Origin of the sequence: Brevundimonas sp. (assembly GCF_036405315.1) — a bacterium.
Classification (GTDB): domain Bacteria; phylum Pseudomonadota; class Alphaproteobacteria; order Caulobacterales; family Caulobacteraceae; genus Brevundimonas.
In genome coordinates, this window is sequence record NZ_DASWXW010000206.1 from 1 (window position 1) to 19,439 (window position 19,439).

The following is a 19,439-nucleotide window of genomic DNA, read 5'->3' on the forward strand; positions in this document are numbered from 1 at the left end:
CGCCAACTTCGACTCCACCGTCCTGACCCAGCGCAACGCCTACGGCTATGACCGCAACGTCAACCGCAGCGTCATCGTCACCACCCAGGCCGTGACCACGGCCCTGCGCGACGTCTACGGCATGGATCACCTGATCCAGGAGCTGGGCGTGGCTCCCAAGGCCGCCCCGCGCCGGGCGCGCCGTTGATCGCGCCGACCTTCCGGCCCGCCGCGTCCTCGGACGTGGCGGCGCTGCACCGCCTGGTCGAAAGCGCCTATCGCGGCGACAGCGCCAAGGCGGGCTGGACCCATGAGGCCGACCTGCTGGGCGGCCAGCGCACCGACGAGGCCGAGCTTCTGGACATCCTCGCCGACGCCTCGCGGGTCATCCTGCTGGCCGAGGTCGAGGCCAAGGGGGAGCGACTTCTGACCGGTTGCGTCCAGGTGGCGGACCAGGGCGAGGGTCTGGCCTATCTCGGCCTGCTGACCGTCGACCCCACGCGTCAGGCGGGCGGTCTGGGCCGCCTGCTGATCGAGGCCGCCGAAGCCGAGGCCCGCAGCCGCTTCGGCGCGACCCGCATGGAGATGACAGTCATCCGCCAGCGCGCCGAACTGATCGCCTGGTACGAACGGCGCGGCTACGCCCTGACCGGCGAAACCCGGCCCTTCCCGCTGGACGCGGCCACCTTCGGCCTGTCGGACCGGGACCTGACCTTCGTGGTTCTGGAAAAGGCGCTCTAATCCCTTCTCCCCTTGAGGGAGAAGGTGGGCGCCGGAGGCGCTCGGATGAGGGGTGTCAGCGCGACGGCATGAAAAAAGGGGCGCCGGCGACGAGGCTGAACTTCAACCCGCGCCGCCGACACCCCTCATCCGTCATGCTTCGCACGACACCTTCTCCCTCAAGGGGAGAAGGAGAATCCTACAGATCCCGCATCTGCTTCTGGGCGGCGTTGAAATACTGCCAGCCGGTCCACAGGGTGATGAGGGCCGCCAGCCAGATCAGGGTGTCCGAGAACAGCTGGAAGGCGGGCAGGTAGTCGAAGGGCAGGCCCCAGCCGTCCCAGTTGCGGGCGAACAGCTGGCAGCCCAGGGCCACCATCTGCAGGGTGGTCTTCCACTTGGCGGCCAGGGTGACGGGCAGGTTGATGCGCCCGGCCATGGTCTCGCGCAGGGCCGAAACGGCGAACTCGCGGAACAGGATCAGGCCGCAGGGAATGATGATCTGCTGCACCGAGCCGCTGGTCAGGACGCCCAGGATGGCGCCTGTGACCAGGATCTTGTCGGCGATGGGGTCCAGGATGGCGCCCCAACGGGTCTCGGCGTGCCAGCGACGCGCCAGATAGCCGTCGATCCAGTCCGTCGAGGCGGCGATGACGAAGATCCAGAAACCCGTCCGGTACATGGCGAACTGGTCGTCGGGGCTTAGCATGGCCGAGACGAAGGGGAAGCCGCTGGTCGCGCCGGCCAGCAGCAGGAACATGACCACGCCCGCCCCCAGACGAATGCCGGTCAGGATGTTCGGGATCGGGTTGGCTTTGTGGGCAGGGGTCATCATCACGTCCATTGCAACGCCTGAGGGTGTGCCACGGTTCGCCCCGAGAGGCGAGGGCGGCGACTTGTCCCCCTCAGCGGAGGCTCAGCCCAGCCGTTCGAACCGTTTCGCGCCGGTCAGTTTGGACAGGATGCCGTCGGCGATGCCGAAGTGCAGGCCGCTGAGCGCCAGATCGCCCGCCGCCTCGCGCGCGGCGATCCAGGGGAAGGTGCGCAGGTTGTCGATCGACAGGCGGACGACGGCCTCCTCGGCGGCGCGCTCGACCTGGTCGGCGGGGAATTCCTCGACCACGCGGCGCACGGTCGGCGCGCCCTGCGCGACCCAGGGGGCGACGAAGTCCTGACAGTTGGAGGGCGAGCCGTTCAGCATGGCGTTCACGCCGCCGCAGTAGGCGTGGCCCATGACCACGATGCGTTTGACCTGAAGCACGTTGACGCCGAACTCCAGCGCCGCCGAGACGCCGTGCAGCTTGCCGTCCGGCTGATAGGGCGGAACCAGGTTGGCGACGTTGCGCACCACGAACAGCTCGCCGGGCGCCGTGTCGAAGATCAGGGCCGGGTCGGCGCGGCTGTCGGAACAGGCCACGACCAGGGTGTGCGGCTTCTGGCCGTGGACCAGGGCTTCATACTCGGCGTGTTCCGTCGGCCAGCGGTTCTGGCGGAAGCGGTGATAGCCTTCGGTCAGTTCGTCGCGTTCATCGGTCATGGCGGCTTCCTAAACCTGTGCGGGTTCCTTGCTCAAGCCTTTCGGAAGAAGCCGTGGATGCGTTCGGCCAGCGACTGGTTGACGCCGGGGACCTTGATCAGGTCGGCGACGGCGGCGCGCGACACCCCCTTGGCCGAGCCGAAAGCGTGCAGCAGGGCCTTCTTGCGGCCTGGTCCGACGCCGTCGATCTCGTCCAGGGGGTTCTTCTTGATGTCCATCGAGCGGCGCTGGGCGTGGGCGCCGTTGGCGAAGCGGTGGGCCTCGTCGCGCAGGCGCTGGATGTAATAGAGGGCCGGGCTCTTCATCGGCAGCATGAAGGGCGGCTTGCCGGGCATGAAGAAATGCTCCTTGCCTGCGTGTCGATCCGGCCCCTTGGCCACGCCGACGGCGGTGATGTCATCGACGCCCAGGTCGGCCAGCACCGCCAGCACCTCGGCCAGCTGGCCCGCGCCGCCGTCGATCAGCAGCAGGTCGGGGCGCTCGACGACCTCGCCGGCCTCCTCGTCCTTGACCATCTTGCCGAAGCGGCGGCGCATGACCTCGCGCATCATGCCGTAGTCGTCGCCGGGCGTCAGGTCGTCGCCGCGGATGTTGAACTTGCGATACTGGTTCTTGCGGAAGCCCTCGGGCCCCGCGACGATCATGCCGCCGACCGCGTTGCTCCCCTGGATGTGGGCGTTGTCATAGACCTCGATCCGCTCGGGCCGGGCGTCCAGACCGAAGGCCTCGCAGACCTCGTCCAGGATCTTCGACGTGGCCGAGTTCTCGGCCAGCTTGCGACCCAGGGCCTCGCGGGCGTTGGTCAGGGCGTGGTCCAGAACCGTCTGCTTGTCGCCGCGCCGGGGCTGAAGGATCTCGACCTTGCGCCCCGCCTTCAGGGTGAAGGCTTCCTGCAGCAGTTCGAACTCGTGCGGTCGCACATTGGTCAGGATCTGACGCGGGACCGGCTTGTCCTCATAGAACTGGGCCAGGAAGGCGCCCAGGATGACGGCGTCGCTGTCGGTGCGGTCCACGCGCGGGAAATAGGCACGTCCGCCCCAGTTCTGGCCGGCGCGGTAGAAGAAGACCTGGACGCAGGCCTGGCCGCCCTCGGCGTGCAGGGCGAAGACATCGGCCTCGCCCACGTTCTCGGCCGAGACCGAATGCTCCATGGCGATGGCGGTCAGGGCGCGGATGCGGTCGCGCAGGCGGGCGGCCTGTTCGAACTCCATCTCGTCCGACGCCGCCTGCATTTCGTCGGACAGGCGGGCGATGACGGCGCGCGACCGGCCGCGCAGGAATTGCTCAGCCTCGGCGACCAGCTCGCCGTAGTCCTCCAGCGAGATCAGGCCGGTGCAGGGGGCCGAGCAGCGCTTGATCTGATGCAGCATGCAGGGCCGGGTCCGGGTCTCGTAAACACTGTCCGAACAGGAGCGCAGCAGAAAGGCCTTCTGCAGGGTGTTCAGCGTGTGGTTGACCGCCCAGGTCGAGGCGAAGGGGCCGAAATAGGCGCCCGGCGTCGTATGGGCGCCGCGATGCTTCCTCACCTGGGGGGCGCGGTGGTCGCGCCGGATCATGATCTCGGCGAAGGACTTGTCGTCCTTGAGCAGGACGTTGAAGCGCGGCTTCAGCCGCTTGATATAGCCGGCTTCCAGGATCAGGGCGGCGGTTTCGGTGTCCGTGACCACCAGCTCCATCGAGCGGGTCAGCGACACCATCAGGCCGATGCGCTGGGTGTGGAAGCGCCCTTGCGCGTACTGGACGATGCGCTTCTTCAGCGACTTGGCCTTGCCGACATAGAGGCAGGCCCCGTCCTCGCCGTACATGCGATAGACGCCGGGCTTGTCGGGCGCGCGACGCGCCTCGTCGGCGATCAGTTCGGCGGCCTGAAGCGGCAAGGGGGCGTCTGGGGCCTCGCCCGGCGTGTCGGTGGTCGCTTCGGTCATCGGACGGGATATAGGCTCACCCGCGCCGGACCAGAAGCACGCCGCCGAAAACCAGCAGCACGCCCAGCAGCCGGGTCAGGCTCAGCGGCTGCCTGGGCACGCCCAGGGCGCCGAAATGATCCAGGACGACGCTGATCAGGATCTGGCCCGCCACCATCAGGATGACGGTCATGGCCACGCCCAGGCGCGGCACGCTCCAGGCGGCGGTGACGACGAAGATCGCGCCATAGAGGCCGCCGATCCAGACCCACCAGGGCAGAGCCTTCATCGCCGTGGCGTCAGGCCGGGTCTGCAGGGTCAGGGCCAGCAGGCCGAGCGCCGCCGTCCCCACCAGAAAGGAGACGAAGGCCGCATTGATCGGCGAGGCGACGGCCCCCGCCAGCCGGGCGTTGGTCGGCGCCTGCAAGGCGGTCGCCCCGCCCGCCAGCATGACCAGCAGCATGACGATCCAGGACGGGTTCATGACGCATGCTCCGTGCGAGCCGCGCGCATGGTCTGGGCGGCGATGAAGGCGGCGGCGCGCTCGCCCTCGGCATCGGCGGCCAAGCCGAAGCCGGTGTTGAGGCTGCGGTGGCTGTCGCCGGGGGCGGCGACGACTTCGGCCTGACCGCCCGCGCGGATCAGGGCGGCGGCCAGGGCGCGGCTCTGGGCGGCCGACTCCTCGCGGCCGGCGACGTGGAAGATCAGGAAGGGCGGATAGACCTCGCCGTCGCGCACCCGCAAGGTCGGCGACAGGGCGGCGCGCTCGTCGCCGAAGGCCTGATCATACATCCGCTCCAGCGCCCGGTTCAGCGGCCCGCGTCCCCCGCGCGGCGTCGTGGCGTCATAGCCCGCCCCATCCAGCAGGACGACGCCGGCCAGGTCGGCGGGCGTCAGGTCCTGCGCCGCCAGATAGGCCGGGTCGGTCGCCACCAGGGCCGCCAGATGCGCCCCCGCCGAATGGCCCAGCAGGAGAATAGGGGCGCCGGGCCGCGCCCGACGAACCGCGGCCACGGCGGCGGCTACGTCTTCGGCCGACCGCCGCGCCGTGACGGCGGGCGCCAGCCGATAGTCGGTCGAGACCAGGGTCAGACCGTGGCGCCGGGCGTAGTCGGGCAGGGCGTGCACCATGCTCCGCTCGCCATGCGCCCATCCGCCGCCGTGAACGAACAGCAGGACCGCCGACCCGTCGGAGCCGGGATAGAGGTCGCAGACCTGCTGCGGATCGGCGCCGAACCTCAGGACCTCGACGCCGGGCGGCCCGGCGGCGCCCGTCAGCGCCGGGATCAGAGCAAGCCCCGTGGCGACGATCAGAAGACGGCGGCGATCCGGGTGCGGCATGGCAGGGGTCTCACCAGTCGGGGTTGGGCGGGACGCCGCCGAACATTTCGGCCAGGCGGTCGCGGGTGGCGCGGGTCGTGTCTTCGGGCAGGGCGTCGGGGACGAACCAGCCGATCTCGGCGATCTCGCCGTGGCTGGTGCGCTCGGTCAAGTCGAAGGCGTCGATGGCGAAGACCAGGACGTGATCGCCGGGAAAGAAGCGTTCGTTCGAATGGACCGAGACCAGGCGCGGCTCGCCCCTGGCGATCAGCCCGGCCTCTTCGCGCAACTCGCGGACGACGGCGGCCTGGGTGGTCTCGCCTCGGTCCACCCCGCCGCCGGGCAGCCACCAGCCGTGCAGATAGGTGTGTTTGACCAGCAGCACGCGGCCCTCGCCGTCGACCGCCACCCCGCGCACGCCCAGCGTCATGCCCCGGCTCAGTCGCGAGACGGCGAAGAAGAGGGGCCGGGTGAAGGGCTCGATGCGGGTGCGCCAGGTGGTCATGGGGCGACGATAGGCCGGGCGACGGCGGCTTGAACAGTCGCGCCAACGCCTCTATGCGAAGCTTTGAACAGGAGACCTCCCATGCTGGCCATCGGCATCATCTTCGCCTTCATCGCCGTCATCGCCGCCGTGAACTTCTACGAGTTCGGCCGGGTTGACTGAATCCGCTTCCGGCGCGGGCGGGTTCGACTGGCGTCACGCCGGGGACCATGTCCGCGTCCTGTTGTCGGATGTGGCGGTCGATGTCCGCATCGGCCTGCACCCGTGGGAGCGGCACCCTGAGCGCCCCACGCGGCTGATCGTCAATGTCGAGATGTTCGCGGCCTGGCCCCTGCCCAAGGCGGGGGGCGACGGCGGCTTCATCGACTATGATCGGGTGCGCGATCACATCGCCGGCTGGCGCGGGCGCGAGCATGTCGAACTGCTGGAAACCCTCGTCGAGGAACTGATCGGCGTCTGCTTCGATCTGCCGCCGGTCGAGGCTTGCCGCGTGCGGATCACCAAGCCGTACATCTTCCCGGAAGCCGCGGGCGCGGGCGTGGAAATCTTCCGCCGCAGGCCGGGCTGAATGGGCGCCCCCCTGAACAAGGTGGTGCTGATCACCGGGGCCGCGCGCCGCGTCGGCGCCGGGATTGCGCGGGTCCTGGCCGAGGCGGGCTGGGACGTTGCCGTCCACCATCGCGGCGGGGCGGACGAGGCGGCGGCTCTGGTCGCGGACCTGAGCGGCCTCGGCGTGCGGGCGGCGGCCTTTCAGGCGGACCTGAATGATGCGGGCGAGCGCGACGGCCTGATCGACCGCGTCGTCGGCCATTTCGGGCGGATCGACGCCCTGATCAACAACGCCTCCCTGTTCCGCTACGACACCTTGCAGACCCTGACCGAGGCGTCGTGGGCCGAGCATCTGGCCTCCAACCTGACCGCGCCGGTCTTCCTGATCCGCGACTTCGCTCGCGTCATTGAGGCGGCGGACGGGCAGGGCGTGGTGGTCAACATCCTGGATCACAAGGTCGATAGTCCGAACCCCGACTTCTTCGCCTATACGGCGGGCAAGGTCGGTCTGGCGGGGCTGACGCGGACCCTGGCCATGGGTCTGGCGCCGCGTGTGCGGCTGTGCGGCGTCGCGCCCGGCCTGATCCTGCGCAGCGGCGAGCAGACCGAGGCCGAGTATCAGGCCGCCTGGCGCGACACCCCGCTGGGGCGCGGCGCCTCGCTGGAGGACGTGGCCCGCACCGTGCGTTTCGTGCTTGAGACGCCCAGCCTGACCGGCCAGAACCTGACCGTCGACGGGGGCGAGAGCCTGATCGGCCGCGGGCGCGACGTGGCTTTTGACGGAATCCCCGTTCCCTGACGCTGTTCTCGGACCCGCCTTTACTTCGCCGCCGTCAGGGTGTTGATGCGCGAACCCTTCGCGGCGCCTATATGGAGCGCCCGCGTTTTCGGATCTTTTGCCCCTGATGCCTGTCGTCCAGTTCACCCGCCGCTTCTCGATGGCGCACCGGCTGATCGCCGATGCGGGGTCGAAGTGCGCCGTGCCGCACGGGCACAATGAGTTCGTCAAGGTGACGCTGGAGCCGACGGCCGAGATCGCCTTCGGCCGCTCGAACCACGCCGCCTCGTTCGAGAACCTGAAGCGGCGCTGGCACGGCTTTGTCGACCGCAGTCTGGACCACGCCTTCCAGCTGAACCGGGCCGATCCTCTGCTGGACTGGTTCCAGAGCCATGAGCCGCAGCGGCTGAACCAGGTCCTGACCATCGACGGCGATCCGACGACCGAGGCCCTGGTCATCGCGCTCTGGCGGAAACTCGAGGCCATCCTCGCGGCCGAGGGCCTGCCCTTCCGCCTGGCCGAACTGGCCATCGAGGAGACGCCGACCAACACCGTCCTCACGCGCGGCCTCACCGAGGCCGAGCGGGCCTGGAAGCTGGGCGACTGGTGCGACCGGGCTGATTTCAGCATCAATGACCTTCTGCCGTCGGAGACCTGGTCGTGAGCGCCGTCGTTACGCCCTTCACCGCGTCCGAGCCGCGCCGTCTGGGCCTGAGCGTGCTCGTGCGGGGGCTGGAGGTTCAGGCCGCCATCGGGGTGCACGCCCATGAGCACGGCCGGCTGCAGCCCCTGTTCGTCGATGTCGAATTGGACTTGGGCGCCGCCCCGATCCGCACCCTGTCCGACACCCTGGACTATGAGGGCGTGGCCCGCATCGCCCGCGAACTGGCGGCCGGCGAGCACATCGCCCTGGTCGAGACCTTCGCCGAGCGCATCGCCCTGGCCTGTCTGGCCGATCACCGCGTTCTGGCGGTCAAGGTGCGTATCGAAAAGCCCGGCGCCATTCCCGGCGCGGCGGCGGCGGGCTGCGAAGTCGCCTATTCCCGCTGAGGCCGGTTGCGCGGGGGCGCTCGTCCCGCCATTCTCCCGCCTCGTTAAAGAGGTTCCGATGGTCCAGTCCGGCGATTACAGCAGCAACAGCGCGGCCACGCCCGACCAGGCAGGCGACCTGACCAGCCTCTATGTCGGCTACGCCCTGATCCTGTTCGCCGTGCCGACCTTCGGCGTGGCGGCGGCGGTCGGTCTGCTGCGGGTCTGGCGCAAGGAGCCGCCGGTCGATCCGCTGGCGCGCAGTCACTTCATCTTCCAGCAGCGGACCCTGATGGCCGCCGTCGCCGCCATCGTCGGCGGCGTGGTGCTGATCCTGATCAACGTCGGGGTCTTCGTCCTGTTCGTCATGGCGGTCTGGTCGATCGTGCGCGGCGCTCTGGGCCTGAAGGACCTGCTCGAGGGCCGTCCGATCCGCCATCCGATGCGTCTGTTCTACTAGGGGCCCGCCATGACCGATCAGATGTCCCAGGCGCGCGGCAACGGTCGGGACGGGGCGGTTCTGGCCTGGATCCTCTATGTTCTGTCGATCCCCAGCGCCAACCTGCTGGTTTTGGCGGGGCTGATCGTGGCCTATGCCTGCCGGGGTTCGGCGACGGGTCTGGCGGCCCAGCATATCGAGGCCCAGATCAGCCTGTTCTGGTCGGTTTTCTGGATCAGCGTGGTGCTTTGGGGCCTGATCGCGGTCAGCGCCGTGGCCTCGGTCATCCTGATCGGCATCCCCTTCCTGATGCTGTTCGGGCTTCTTTTGCTGCTGGTGTCGATCTGGTTCACGGTGAAAAGCGTTCTGGGTCTGCTGGCCCTGTTGAACGACCGGCCGGCCTGATCTGAGGAGCCTTCCGTGACCGCCTTCCGCGACCAGCCCGCCGACCGCCGTTTCCAGCAGGAGTTCGCCGACGCGGACGGGAACGAGCATCCCGTCTGGGCCGAGTATGCGATCCGCGGCCACGCCCGCGTCATCCTGCACGTCGAGGCCCATCCGGCCCTGCGCGGCCACGGGGCGGCGGGGAAGTTCATGCAGGCCCTGGCCGAGCACGCGCAGGCCGAGAAGCTGACCCTGATCCCGCACTGCAGCTATGCGGCGGCGTGGCTGCGCCGGCATCCTGAGTTTTCGGACATTCTTGGCTAGGCCGCGGTCGTCGGCCCTTCGGGACCTCCCGACCCGACGCGGCCTGGCGCTTCGCGCGCGCTTGAACGGCTAGGCGCGGCGAGCGCTCAAGCAGCGAGGCTTCGCGAGCCGAGCGATAGCGCCTGAAACACGCTCAAGCAGCGAGCGACCGCGTCGCTCGCGTTAGCGCCCTTCAAGCATCAAGGATGGCTCTTGGCGATGATGGCCTTCATCGTCTCGGCCTTGACCGGCAGGTCCTGGGCGAGGCGGTGGGCCAGTTCGCGCGCGCCGACAGGATAGGCGTCGCCGCCCTCGGCGATCTCCTTGGCCATCTCCGAGGCCTTGAGCAGCACCTCTTCCAGCGCCTCGACCTGTTCGAGGGCCAGGGCGCGCGCCTCGGCTTGCAGGCGTTTGACTCGCTCGGCGGTGGTCTCTGGCGCACGCATCAGGTCATAGACCTCGGCCTCGGGAGAGGAGACGACTCGCAGATTGGGCCGGTCGTCGGATTCTGGACTGTTCGGTTTGGACATGATGCACCCTTCGACACGACAATGCCGCAATTTCCGCGCCGTTCCCTTATTCATGTGAGGGAGGCGCCGGGTTTTGCGCCCCTGTGGCGCCCAAGCCTCAGGGGATCGCCGTTGGGACCGTCCCAGCCTGTCGGGGGAGGGTGGCGGTTGTCCGCCTACCGCCCCTTCCTGAACGCCTCCGCCTTTTCCGCCGCCGCTTCCTTGCGCCAGCGTTTGGGGGCTGACTTGTCGACGGCTTCGTCGGAGGCGGTGAGGGCTTCGTTGGCGAATTCGAGGTCGAGGAGCTTCATGCGCTTGATCTCGTCGCGCAGGCGGGCGGCCTCCTCGAACTCGAGGTTGGCGGCGGCGTCGCGCATCTTGCCCTCCAGGTCCTTGAGGGCGGCCTGGAAGTTGGAGCCGACGAAAGGTTTGGCTTCCTCGGCCACGCCGGGGCGGGTCAGGCGGTCGAGGTCGCGCGACTCATAGGGGCTTTCGAGGATGTCCTTGATGTCGCGCTTGACGCTTTCGGGCGTGATGCCGTGTTCGAGGTTGTAGGCCTGCTGTTTCTCGCGGCGGCGGTTGGTCTCGGCGATGGCGCGCTCCATCGAGCCGGTCATCTTGTCGGCGTAGAGGATGACGCGGCCGTCGACGTTGCGGGCCGCCCGGCCAATGGTCTGGATCAGGGAGGTTTCCGAGCGCAGGAAGCCCTCCTTGTCGGCGTCGAGGATGGCGACCAGACCGCACTCGGGGATGTCGAGGCCCTCGCGCAGCAGGTTGATGCCGATCAGGACGTCGAAGGCGCCGAGGCGCAGGTCGCGCAGGATCTCGATGCGTTCGAGGGTGTCGACGTCGGAGTGCATGTAGCGGACGCGCACCCCCTGTTCGTGCATGTATTCGGTCAGGTCCTCGGCCATCTTCTTGGTCAGGGTGGTGACTAGCGAGCGGTAGCCCGCGCGGCTGGTGGCCTTGACCTCGTCGATGACGTCGTCGACCTGGTTGCGGGCGGCGCCGGAGACGGGGCGGATCTCGACCGGGGGGTCGATCAGGCCGGTGGGGCGGATGACCTGCTCCACGAAGACGCCGCCGGTGCGTTCCAGCTCCCAGGCGCCGGGGGTGGCCGAGACGAAGACTGACTGGGGCCGCATGGCGTCCCATTCCTCGAACTTCAGCGGGCGGTTGTCGATGGCGGAGGGCAGGCGGAAGCCGTACTCGGCCAGGGTGGATTTACGGCTGTAGTCGCCTTTGAACATGGCGCCGATCTGGCCGACGGTGACGTGGCTTTCATCGACGAAGAGCAGGGCGTTGTCGGGGATGTATTCGAAGAAGGTGGGCGGGGGCTCGCCCGGCGCGCGGCCGGTCAGCCAGCGGCTGTAGTTCTCGATGCCGGCGCAGGAGCCGGTGGCCTCCATCATCTCAAGATCGAAGCGCACGCGCTGCTCGAGGCGCTGGGCCTCCAGCAGCTTGCCGTTTTCGTTCATCCAGTCGAGCGTCTCCTTCAGCTCGTCCTTGATGCCGGTGATGGCCTGGTTCAGCGACGGGCGCGGGGTGACGTAGTGGCTGGCGGCGTAGACGGTGACTTCTTCCAGCTCGGCGGTATTCTTGCCGGTCAGGGGGTCGAACTCCTGGATCGACTCCAGCTCGTCGCCGAACAGCTGGATGCGCCAGGCGCGGTCCTCCATGTGGACGGGGAAGATCTCCAGCACGTCGCCGCGCTTGCGGAACATGCCGCGTTCGAAATTCAGGTCGTTGCGCTTGTATTGCAGGGCGATGAGGTCGGCGCGCAGCTTGGCCTCGTCGATGGTGTCGCCGACCTTCAGGGTGAAGGTCATGGCGGTGTAGGTCTCGACCGAGCCGATGCCGTAGATGCAACTGACCGAGGCGACCACGATGACGTCGTCGCGCTCCAGGATCGCGCGGGTGGCCGCGTGGCGCATACGGTCGATCTGCTCGTTAATCGAGCTGTCCTTCTCGATGTAGGTGTCGGTGCGCGGGACGTAGGCCTCGGGCTGATAGTAGTCGTAGTAGCTGACGAAATACTCGACCGCGTTGTCGGGGAAGAAGGCCTTGAACTCGGAGTAGAGCTGGGCCGCCAGCGTCTTGTTGTGGGCCAGGATCAGGGCCGGGCGCTGGGTCTGTTCGATGACCTTGGCCATGGTGAAGGTCTTGCCCGAGCCAGTGACGCCCAGCAGGACCTGATCGCGCTCGCCGGCCTCGGCCATGGCCGACAGTTCGGCGATGGCGGCGGGCTGGTCCCCGGCGGGGGTGTATTTGGTCTCCAGCCGGAAGCGGCCGCCCTTCTTCGTCCCCTCGCGCGAGGGGCGGTGCGGGACCCAGTCGGTCGGGGCGGCGGGCGGCTCCTTCGGCGTCAGGCGCGGGCCGGCGACGGGGGCGAACATCGGCATGGCCTTGCCGCCGCGACCTCGCGGTCCGTCCTGGACGAAGGGCGCGGCCATCTCCTGCATCCCCGCGCTTTGGCCCGCGCTCTGGCCGGGCACGTGAACGGGCTTGGGCGACGGGGTCGAAGGAGAACGAGCCATGAACGCCAAGGTAGTGCGCGCGGGCCGATGACGCCATAGGGGGGGATTGCGGCGAGCGGGGATCGTGTCGCCGCGCCCTCGCCCTCATCCGGCTCAAGCTTTGCCTTAATGCAGCCCGATAGCGTCACAATACGGGCATTATTTGGCTATTTGTCGCCATAAATGGACGAATTGTGGTTTGATATCGACTTTGGGGCGTCAAAAATGACGCGCTTTTTCGCCTAACGTCGCTTTATAGCAATATTTTGGTTGCCCTGCTGTGACGGTTTTCTTAGCCGTTGAGGCAACCAAGAAACGTAGAGTCGAACATTGGTATACGAAGCGGCGTTCACGTAACGCCGTATTTGCTGTTCAATATTCACAGGTACAAAGAGGCATATGAGCACTCGTAAAGACTACCTGCTGGGCACGACGATGGTGGCCGGCGCCGCCGCACTGTCGCTGACCCTGCTCGCTCCGGGAGCCGCGTTCGCTCAGGACGCAACCAATACCGCCCAGGAAACCACTTCCGTCGACGAAATCGTCGTCGTCGGCTCGCGCATTCGCCGCGACAATTTCAACGCCCCGTCGCCGACCCAGGTCGTGACGCGCGAAGAAGCGACGCTGCAAGGCTTCGCTTCGACGACCGAAGCCCTGCAGAGCACGGCCGTCACGGGCGGCACCGCCCAGATCAACAACTCCTACGGCGGCTACGTCACTAACGGCGGCCCCGGCGCCAACACCATCGGCCTGCGCGGCATGGGCCCGAGCCGCACCCTGGTGCTGCTGAACGGCCGTCGCGTCTCGCCCGCCGGTTCGCGCGGCTCGGTCGGCGCGGCCGACCTGAACGTCCTGCCGACCGCCATGATCGACCGCGTCGAAGTCCTGCGCGACGGCGCTTCGTCGGTCTACGGCTCGGACGCCGTGGCCGGCGTGGTCAACATCCAGACCCGCAAGAACTTCGAGGGCCTGACCTTTGAAGCCCAGGTCAACGAGCCGCTGGAAGCCAACGGCGCGGGCGGTTCGAGCCGCTACTCGCTGACGGCCGGCGCCCGTGGCGACCGCTGGCGGGCCGCCGGCTCGCTTGAGCGTTACGAGCGCGACGAGCTGACCCTGCGCGACCGTGAGTTCACGCGTTGCCAGACGGACGGCTTCCGCAACAACAAGGACTACATCGACCCGATCACCGGCCAGTCGAAGTGCTATCCGATCACCACGACCGGCTCGAACGGTTCGGCCATCAACTCGATCGGCACCAACACGGCCGCCGGCGTCGGCGCCGCCGGCACGACCGCGACCAGCTTCAACCGCTGGCGTCCGAACGCGGCCGTCACCTCGGGCGTGGTCGGCTTTGAAGGCGTGGGCGGCACGGGCACGAACCTGAACGTTCGCGACACCTTCGACGACCGCATGCTGAACCGTTCGCTGATCTCGCCGGTCGAGATCAACACCATCTACGGTGAAGCCGCCTATCAGCTGAACGCTCTGGGCAACGCCGAAGTCTACGGCGAAATGCTGTTCAACCAGCGCAAGTCGTCGCAGACGGGCTTCCGTCAACTGGCGCTCGACTACGCCAAGGGCAGCCCGCTGATCCCGTCGAACCTGGCCTGGAGCACCGCCTTCGCCGACCAGGGCCTGAGCAAGGGCAAGGCCGTCGGCGTGCGCGCCTTCATCGGCTTCGGCAACGACCACTCCGAGCAGGAAGTGAACTTCAACCGCTACGTCGCGGGCATGAAGGGCGACTTCTTCATCCCGGAATGGCGCTATGACGCTTCGGTCAGCTACTCGCGTTCGCGTTCGGAATACACCAGCGAGCAGTTCCTGACGAACCGCCTGATCGAGAGCCTGGACGTCGTCCAGATCGCGCCGGGCAAGTTCCAGTGCGCTCAACTGGCCTCGAACCCGGGCTGCATCGCGGCTCCGGTGCTGAACACCCAGACCATCGGCGGCGTGCTGCCCAAGGATTGGGTCGACTACGTCTTCCGTCCGGTCAAGGGCATCACCGAGTACACCGAAACCGTCGCCAGCTTCGGCGTCGACGGTCCGCTGTTCGACCTGCCGGCCGGCAAGGTCATGGGCTTCTTCGGCGCCGAGTACCGCAAGTCGGAAATCGACGACACCCCGGGCCTCGATTCGCAGACCGGCAACACCTACAACTACTCGACCTCGGCCATCACCCGCGGTTCGGACTCGGTGTGGGAAGCCTTCGGTGAAATCGAAGCGCCGCTGCTGCGCGACGCGCCGTTCGCCAAGGAACTGACGCTGAACGCTTCGGCCCGTTACACGGACTACGACTCGTACGGCGACGACATGACCTACAAGGTCGGCCTGGTTTACCAGCCGATCACGGGCGTGACCTTCCGCGGCACCTACGGCACCTCGTACCGCGCTCCGGCGCTGTTCGAGCAGTTCGTCGGCGCCACGACCGGCTTCCAGTCGAACACCCTGGACCGCTGCAACAGCTTCGGTTCGGACGGCGTCAACCCGAACCGCGTCGCCAACTGCACCGCCGAGGGCCTGGCGGGCGACTTCCAGTCGACCACCAGCGTCAAGGTCATCACCGCAGGCGGCGCCGACGCCGGTCTGAAGGCTGAAACCTCGACCAACATGACCATCGGTCTGGTCCTGCAGCCGACCCTGCCGGAAGCCTGGGGCGACCTGGCCTTCGCCGTCGACTACTACGAGATCGAAGTCGAAAACGGCGTGTCGCGCACCGGCGCCGGCGAAATCCTGACCCGTTGCTACGACTCGAACCCCGGCGACTTCGCCGCCGACGTCGGCTTCTGCCGTCTGGTCGAGCGCGACAAGGCCAACAACGCCCTGACCGTTCACGACAGCTACGTGAACCTGGCCACGGACATCGTGAAGGGTCTCGACTACACCGTGCGTTACCGCAAGGACGTCGGTCCGGGCACGGCGCTGTTCAACCTGGGCGTCACCCAGTACACGGAAGTCTCGAGCAAGCTGTTCGCAGAAGACCCGCTGGAAGACGTCAAGGGCATGATCAACAACCCGGAATTCACCGGGACGGCTGACGTGTCCTACGCCTGGGATCAATGGCGCGTGCGCTACGGCGTCGAGTGGATCAAGGGCATGGACAGCTACGCCTACTATGAGGAAGATCCGGCCACGAGCCAGTACGACCTCGAAGTCGGCGACTACTTCCAGCACAACGCCTCGGTCCAGTACTCGACCGAAGGCTGGACGCTGACGGCCGGCGTTCGCAACCTGCTGAACGAAGATCCCCCGGTCATCTCGTCGGGCGTGTACAACCGGGTCGGCAACGCCCCGCTGTACTCGGGCTACGACTACCTGGGCCGCACGGCCTTCGTGAACCTCACGAAGTCCTTCTAAGCCCGACCTGATTTCAGGTTGAGGAGAGGGCGGCGGGCTTCGGTCCGCCGCCCTTTCTGCGTCTGGAGGCCGGATTGCCGGCTTGTGCCGGGACGGCGCCGCCGCCAAGGTCCGCAACCATGAGTCAGCTTCGCGACGTCTTCATCACCGGAACCGGCGCCGTCCTGCCGGGCGAGCGGATCGGCAATGACCGGATGGAGGACTTCATCGGCCGCATCGGCGGGCGGGCGTCCGCCGTGGGGCGGCGCGCCTTGCGCTGGAACGGGATCGAGGGGCGGCACTACGCCCTGAATGCTGACGGCGAGCCGCTGCACTCCAACGCCTCCATGTGTGCAGACGCCGTGCGGGCGGCGCTGGATGAGGCGGGGCTGAGCCTGGGCGACCTGCAGCATCTGGGCGCGGCGGCGACGCAGGGCGACTATCTGGTGCCCGGCCACGCCAGCGCCGTTCAGGCCGAACTGGGGGCCGGGCCGCTGGAGGCGGTCAGCTATCAGTCGGTCTGCGCCAGCGCCCTGATGGCGGCCAAGGGGGCGTGGTTGAGCGTGCGGGCGGGCGAGGCGGATGTGGCCGTCGCCTGCGCCGGCGAGTTCTCGTCCCGCTGGTTCCAGCCTGTCTTCTATGAAGGCACGGCGCTGGTGGACGAAAAGGGCCGGGCGCGGATCGAGGCGGACTTCCTGCGCTTCACCCTGTCGGACGGAGCGGGCGCCGTGGTGATGGAGCCGAGGCTGAAGCCCGACGGTCTGAGCCTGAAGGTCGAGTGGATCGACATGACCTCGCTGGCCGGGCGTTTCGATCCCTGTATGTGGGCCGGATCGACGCCGCAGGCGCGCGCCGACATGACCAGCGCCTGGAGCCACGCCGGGCCGGCGGCGGCCCATGCGGCGGGGGCGGTGGCCCTGCTGCAGGACTTCGACCTGCTGAAGATCGTCATCCGCGCCTGGATCGGCGTCTGGCTGGAGAAGGTGGACGCTGGGCGGATCACGCCCGATCAGGTCGACCATCTGTTGTGTCATTACTCCGCGCGGTCGCTGCGTCAGGAGATCGTCGGCCTGCTGGAAAGCACCAAGGCCATGATCCCCGAGGAGAAGTGGTTCACGACCTTGCCCGACAGCGGCAATGTGGGCTCGGCCTCGATCTGGGTCATGCTGGACGCCTTCATGAAGTCGGGACGCGGAAAGCGTGGAGACAAGGTGCTGTGCATCGTGCCCGAGAGCGGGCGGGCGATGATCGGCTTCATGATGCTGGAGATGGTCTGATGGCGGAACAACTGGCTGAGGCGGCCGTGGCCGAAACCTTGCGGAAATTGGCGGTCGTCTTCGCCGATTTCGAGCAGCGGCTGGAGGCGACGCCCCTGATCCGTAAGCTGACGCGCGGGCGCTTCGAGATCGCCGACTACCACGGCTTCCTGATCAACCTGCGCCAGCAGGTGAAGGACGGGGCGCTGTGGATGAGCCGGGCGGCGTCCAACATCGGCGAGGATCATCTGGAGCTGCGCTCGACCCTGATGCGCCATGCGGTGACGGAGCATCGCGATTTCCGCCTGCTGGAGGCCGATTTCGTCGCCTCGGGCGGGCTGCTTACGGACATCCAGTCGGCGCCCAAGAATGTAGGGTCTGAGGCCCTGTCGGCCTGGATGTTCCATGAGGCGTCCAAGCCCGATCCCTTCGGCCTGCTGGGCGCCATGTTCGTCATCGAGGGGCTGGGCTCGATCAAGGCGCGGCCCTGGGGCCTGAAGGTGCAGGAGCGGCTGGAGTTGCCGGACGAGGCGGTGCGCTTCCTGCTCTATCACGGCGACAACGACGCCGAGCACATGCAGGAGTTCGAGGAGATGCTGGGCATGGTCCTGCCCGATCCCTTCGTCGCCGAACGCATCGTCACCACGGCCAAGGTGACGGCCCGCCTCTACGCCCTGCAGATCGAGGAGATCGCGGCGTGAAGCGGCTGAAGCCGGGGGAGGACCCGTTCGATCCCGCGCGGTTCGATCCCAAGGATCCCGATCCGTGGATGGCGCTCTATCTCGACCACAGCCTGCCGATCGACGACGGGGCCAAGCGCGACCTGCTGCTGGGCGCGCGGTCACGGTCGCGGCGCTGGTTCTTCCCGGTGGCGCGGCCGCTGGTGTTTCTGTTCTTCTGTCTGGTGAAGGTGCTGCGGGTCATCTCGCCCAAGCATCCGAACCTGAACGGCCTGCTGCACAGGACCATCCACTGGGGCCTCAGAACCTTCGCCACGCCGGAGGCCAACCGGGTGATCCTACGCCACTTCCATGTCGGGTCGGAACTGACCGCCTTCGTGCGCGAGAACGCGGGCGTGGGCGACAAGGTGACGAAATGGCCGCTGACGCCGACGCGGCTGAAGGACATCGAGCCGGATCTGTTTCTTCAGCACGACCTCAACATCTTCAACTTCGTCATCGAGATGAACACCGTCCTGCGGGCGGAAGGGCGTGAACTGACGCCGCCCCAACGCATCGACTTCTCGATGATCTCCGACGCGTTTCCGCCGTTCGAGGAATTCCCGCGCCGCTGGCACAACTTCGTCGACGTGCAGACGGCGGTGGAGTTCTACACCCCCATCTACGCCCTGATGCTGCCGCGCGACGACTTCGTGCGGGCCTCCAGCTCGCTGCAACTGGACGAGGTCATGGCCATCTACATCGCCCGCATCCTGGGCACGAGCTACCACATGGCCTTCGTCAAGAACGGCCATCCCCTGGTGGCCCTGTCGACGCTGCAGGCGGGCTATCGCCTGATGATGCACGGCCTGGATTCGGAGGCCATGCACGGCTGGCTGCGGGTGATGAAGGCGCGTCAGGCGGCGGGCCTGCCGCTGGACCCGGCCAACTCCGGCTCTCCACATTAGGGCGCGCGGCGCGCCGATTTCCTCTGGCGTGTTTTCCGGGCGCTGATAGCGTCGCCGTTATGAAGACGGCGCGTTCCTTTCTGACCTCCCTCAGCACGATGGTGCTGCTGTCCCTGGCGCTGGGCCTGCTGGCCGGGGCGGCCGCGCAGAAGTGGGGCCTGCCCGGCGGCCACGCCACGGCGGACTTCATCCAGGCCCTGGGTCAGCTGTGGCTCAACGCCCTGCGCATGACGATCATCCCGCTGGTCTTCAGCCTGCTGGTCACGGGCATCGCCTCCATCGCCGATGCGGCGCGGACCGGGCGGCTGGCGATGCGGGCGGTGGCCTGGTTCGGGGGACTGATCGTCTTCGCCACCATCTACGCCGTGGGCGCGGCCTATGGCCTGCACGCCCTGTGGCCCATCGACCCCGAGGGCGCGCGCCTGCTGCTGGCCATCAAGCCCGAGGGGGCGGAAGGATTGAGCGCCGGGGCGCCCTTCAGCGAGTTCCTGAAAACCATCGCCCCGGCCAACCCGATCCGCGCGGCGGCTGAGGACGCCATACTGGGCATGGTGGTCTTCGCCGTCTTCTTCGGCTTCGCGGCCTCGGGCCTGCCTGACCGGCTGCGCACGCCGCTGATCACCTTCTTCGAGGCGGTCGGCGAGACCATGATCACCATCGTCCGCTGGGTGTTGCTGGCGGCGCCTCTGGGCGTCTTCGCCCTGTCGATCGGGGTGGGGCTGATGGCGGGGGCCAGCGCGGCCGGCGTGCT

The 19,439-nt window shown here is 67.8% G+C and carries 22 protein-coding genes; 14 read left to right on the forward strand and 8 right to left on the reverse strand.

Features of this window, described 5'->3' with window-relative positions:
- Both VGE49_RS12800 and VGE49_RS12805 read left to right on the forward strand, forming a co-directional pair.
- Positions 1–187 (forward strand): S46 family peptidase (locus tag VGE49_RS12800; protein WP_331034926.1); only part of this gene is annotated, 187 nt, incomplete at its 5' end.
- Positions 184–720: a GNAT family N-acetyltransferase gene (locus VGE49_RS12805; protein ID WP_331034927.1), complete on the forward strand. Its 537-nt coding sequence runs from the start codon at positions 184–186 to the stop codon at positions 718–720. The genes VGE49_RS12800 and VGE49_RS12805, both read left to right, overlap by 4 nt.
- 178 nt (positions 721–898) lie before the next feature.
- Here the strand turns inward: VGE49_RS12805 and pgsA are convergent, their stop codons facing one another.
- From pgsA to VGE49_RS12835, 6 genes are all read right to left on the reverse strand, one after another.
- Positions 899–1,531, reverse strand: a complete 633-nt coding sequence (gene pgsA, locus VGE49_RS12810; RefSeq protein ID WP_331034928.1) for a CDP-diacylglycerol--glycerol-3-phosphate 3-phosphatidyltransferase — start codon at positions 1,529–1,531, stop codon at positions 899–901.
- Between the two features lie 84 nt (positions 1,532–1,615).
- Entirely contained in the window at positions 1,616–2,236 is a 621-nt protein-coding gene (locus tag VGE49_RS12815) for a carbonic anhydrase (protein WP_331034929.1), read from the reverse strand.
- Positions 2,237–2,268: 32 nt separating this feature from the next.
- Positions 2,269–4,161, reverse strand: a complete 1,893-nt coding sequence (gene uvrC, locus VGE49_RS12820; RefSeq protein ID WP_331034930.1) for an excinuclease ABC subunit UvrC — start codon at positions 4,159–4,161, stop codon at positions 2,269–2,271.
- A 16-nt stretch (positions 4,162–4,177) separates the two neighbouring features.
- Positions 4,178–4,624 carry a DMT family transporter gene (locus VGE49_RS12825; protein WP_331034931.1) on the reverse strand — a complete coding sequence of 149 codons (447 nt, stop codon included), beginning with the start codon at positions 4,622–4,624 and terminating at the stop codon, positions 4,178–4,180.
- A complete protein-coding gene (locus VGE49_RS12830; RefSeq protein ID WP_331034932.1) occupies positions 4,621–5,481 on the reverse strand; it encodes an alpha/beta hydrolase in 861 nt (286 codons plus the stop codon). Before VGE49_RS12830 ends, VGE49_RS12825 begins: the two co-directional genes overlap by 4 nt.
- 10 nt (positions 5,482–5,491) lie before the next feature.
- Positions 5,492–5,965 (reverse strand): NUDIX domain-containing protein, encoded by a 474-nt coding sequence (locus tag VGE49_RS12835; RefSeq protein WP_331034933.1) that lies wholly within the window; start codon positions 5,963–5,965, stop codon positions 5,492–5,494.
- Positions 5,966–6,119: 154 nt separating this feature from the next.
- Between VGE49_RS12835 and VGE49_RS12840 the strand changes: the two genes are divergently transcribed.
- The 7 genes from VGE49_RS12840 (at position 6,120) to VGE49_RS12870 (ending at position 9,468) form a co-directional block, all read left to right on the forward strand.
- Entirely contained in the window at positions 6,120–6,533 is a 414-nt protein-coding gene (locus tag VGE49_RS12840) for a dihydroneopterin aldolase (RefSeq protein ID WP_331034934.1), read from the forward strand.
- On the forward strand, positions 6,534–7,313 hold the full coding sequence (locus VGE49_RS12845) for an SDR family oxidoreductase (protein ID WP_331034935.1): 780 nt from the start codon (positions 6,534–6,536) through the stop codon (positions 7,311–7,313).
- Positions 7,314–7,419: 106 nt separating this feature from the next.
- Positions 7,420–7,956, forward strand: coding sequence for a 6-pyruvoyl trahydropterin synthase family protein (locus VGE49_RS12850; RefSeq protein WP_331034936.1), 537 nt, complete (start codon positions 7,420–7,422; stop codon positions 7,954–7,956).
- Complete coding sequence (gene folB / locus VGE49_RS12855; RefSeq protein ID WP_331034937.1) at positions 7,953–8,342, forward strand: dihydroneopterin aldolase; 390 nt, start codon at positions 7,953–7,955, stop codon at positions 8,340–8,342. Before VGE49_RS12850 ends, folB begins: the two co-directional genes overlap by 4 nt.
- A 58-nt stretch (positions 8,343–8,400) precedes the next feature.
- Positions 8,401–8,781, forward strand: a complete 381-nt coding sequence (locus tag VGE49_RS12860; protein WP_331034938.1) for a serine/threonine protein kinase — start codon at positions 8,401–8,403, stop codon at positions 8,779–8,781.
- Between the two features lie 9 nt (positions 8,782–8,790).
- Positions 8,791–9,165 (forward strand): hypothetical protein, encoded by a 375-nt coding sequence (locus VGE49_RS12865; protein ID WP_331034939.1) that lies wholly within the window; start codon positions 8,791–8,793, stop codon positions 9,163–9,165.
- A gap of 15 nt (positions 9,166–9,180) precedes the next feature.
- Complete coding sequence (locus VGE49_RS12870; protein ID WP_331034940.1) at positions 9,181–9,468, forward strand: GNAT family N-acetyltransferase; 288 nt, start codon at positions 9,181–9,183, stop codon at positions 9,466–9,468.
- A gap of 179 nt (positions 9,469–9,647) precedes the next feature.
- Here VGE49_RS12870 and VGE49_RS12875 read toward each other — a convergent pair whose 3' ends face one another.
- A complete protein-coding gene (locus VGE49_RS12875; protein ID WP_331034941.1) occupies positions 9,648–9,977 on the reverse strand; it encodes a hypothetical protein in 330 nt (109 codons plus the stop codon).
- Positions 9,978–10,132: 155 nt separating this feature from the next.
- Positions 10,133–12,493: an excinuclease ABC subunit UvrB gene (uvrB, locus tag VGE49_RS12880; protein ID WP_331034942.1), complete on the reverse strand. Its 2,361-nt coding sequence runs from the start codon at positions 12,491–12,493 to the stop codon at positions 10,133–10,135.
- Positions 12,494–12,871: 378 nt separating this feature from the next.
- Here uvrB and VGE49_RS12885 point away from each other — a divergent pair, with 378 nt between their 5' ends.
- The 5 genes from VGE49_RS12885 to VGE49_RS12905 all read left to right on the forward strand — a co-directional run.
- The gene (locus VGE49_RS12885) at positions 12,872–15,826 is read left to right on the forward strand and encodes a TonB-dependent receptor plug domain-containing protein (RefSeq protein ID WP_331034943.1); all 2,955 of its coding nucleotides are present in this window, start codon (positions 12,872–12,874) and stop codon (positions 15,824–15,826) included.
- Positions 15,827–15,945: 119 nt separating this feature from the next.
- Positions 15,946–17,082, forward strand: a complete 1,137-nt coding sequence (locus VGE49_RS12890; RefSeq protein ID WP_331034944.1) for a beta-ketoacyl-ACP synthase III — start codon at positions 15,946–15,948, stop codon at positions 17,080–17,082.
- Positions 17,022–17,762: an iron-containing redox enzyme family protein gene (locus tag VGE49_RS12895; RefSeq protein ID WP_331034945.1), complete on the forward strand. Its 741-nt coding sequence runs from the start codon at positions 17,022–17,024 to the stop codon at positions 17,760–17,762. The genes VGE49_RS12890 and VGE49_RS12895 overlap by 61 nt, the downstream gene beginning before the upstream one ends.
- Positions 17,759–18,688, forward strand: coding sequence for a DUF6999 family protein (locus VGE49_RS12900; RefSeq protein WP_331034946.1), 930 nt, complete (start codon positions 17,759–17,761; stop codon positions 18,686–18,688). Before VGE49_RS12895 ends, VGE49_RS12900 begins: the two co-directional genes overlap by 4 nt.
- Before the next feature lie 98 nt (positions 18,689–18,786).
- Positions 18,787–19,439 (forward strand): dicarboxylate/amino acid:cation symporter (locus VGE49_RS12905; RefSeq protein ID WP_331034947.1); only part of this gene is annotated, 653 nt, incomplete at its 3' end.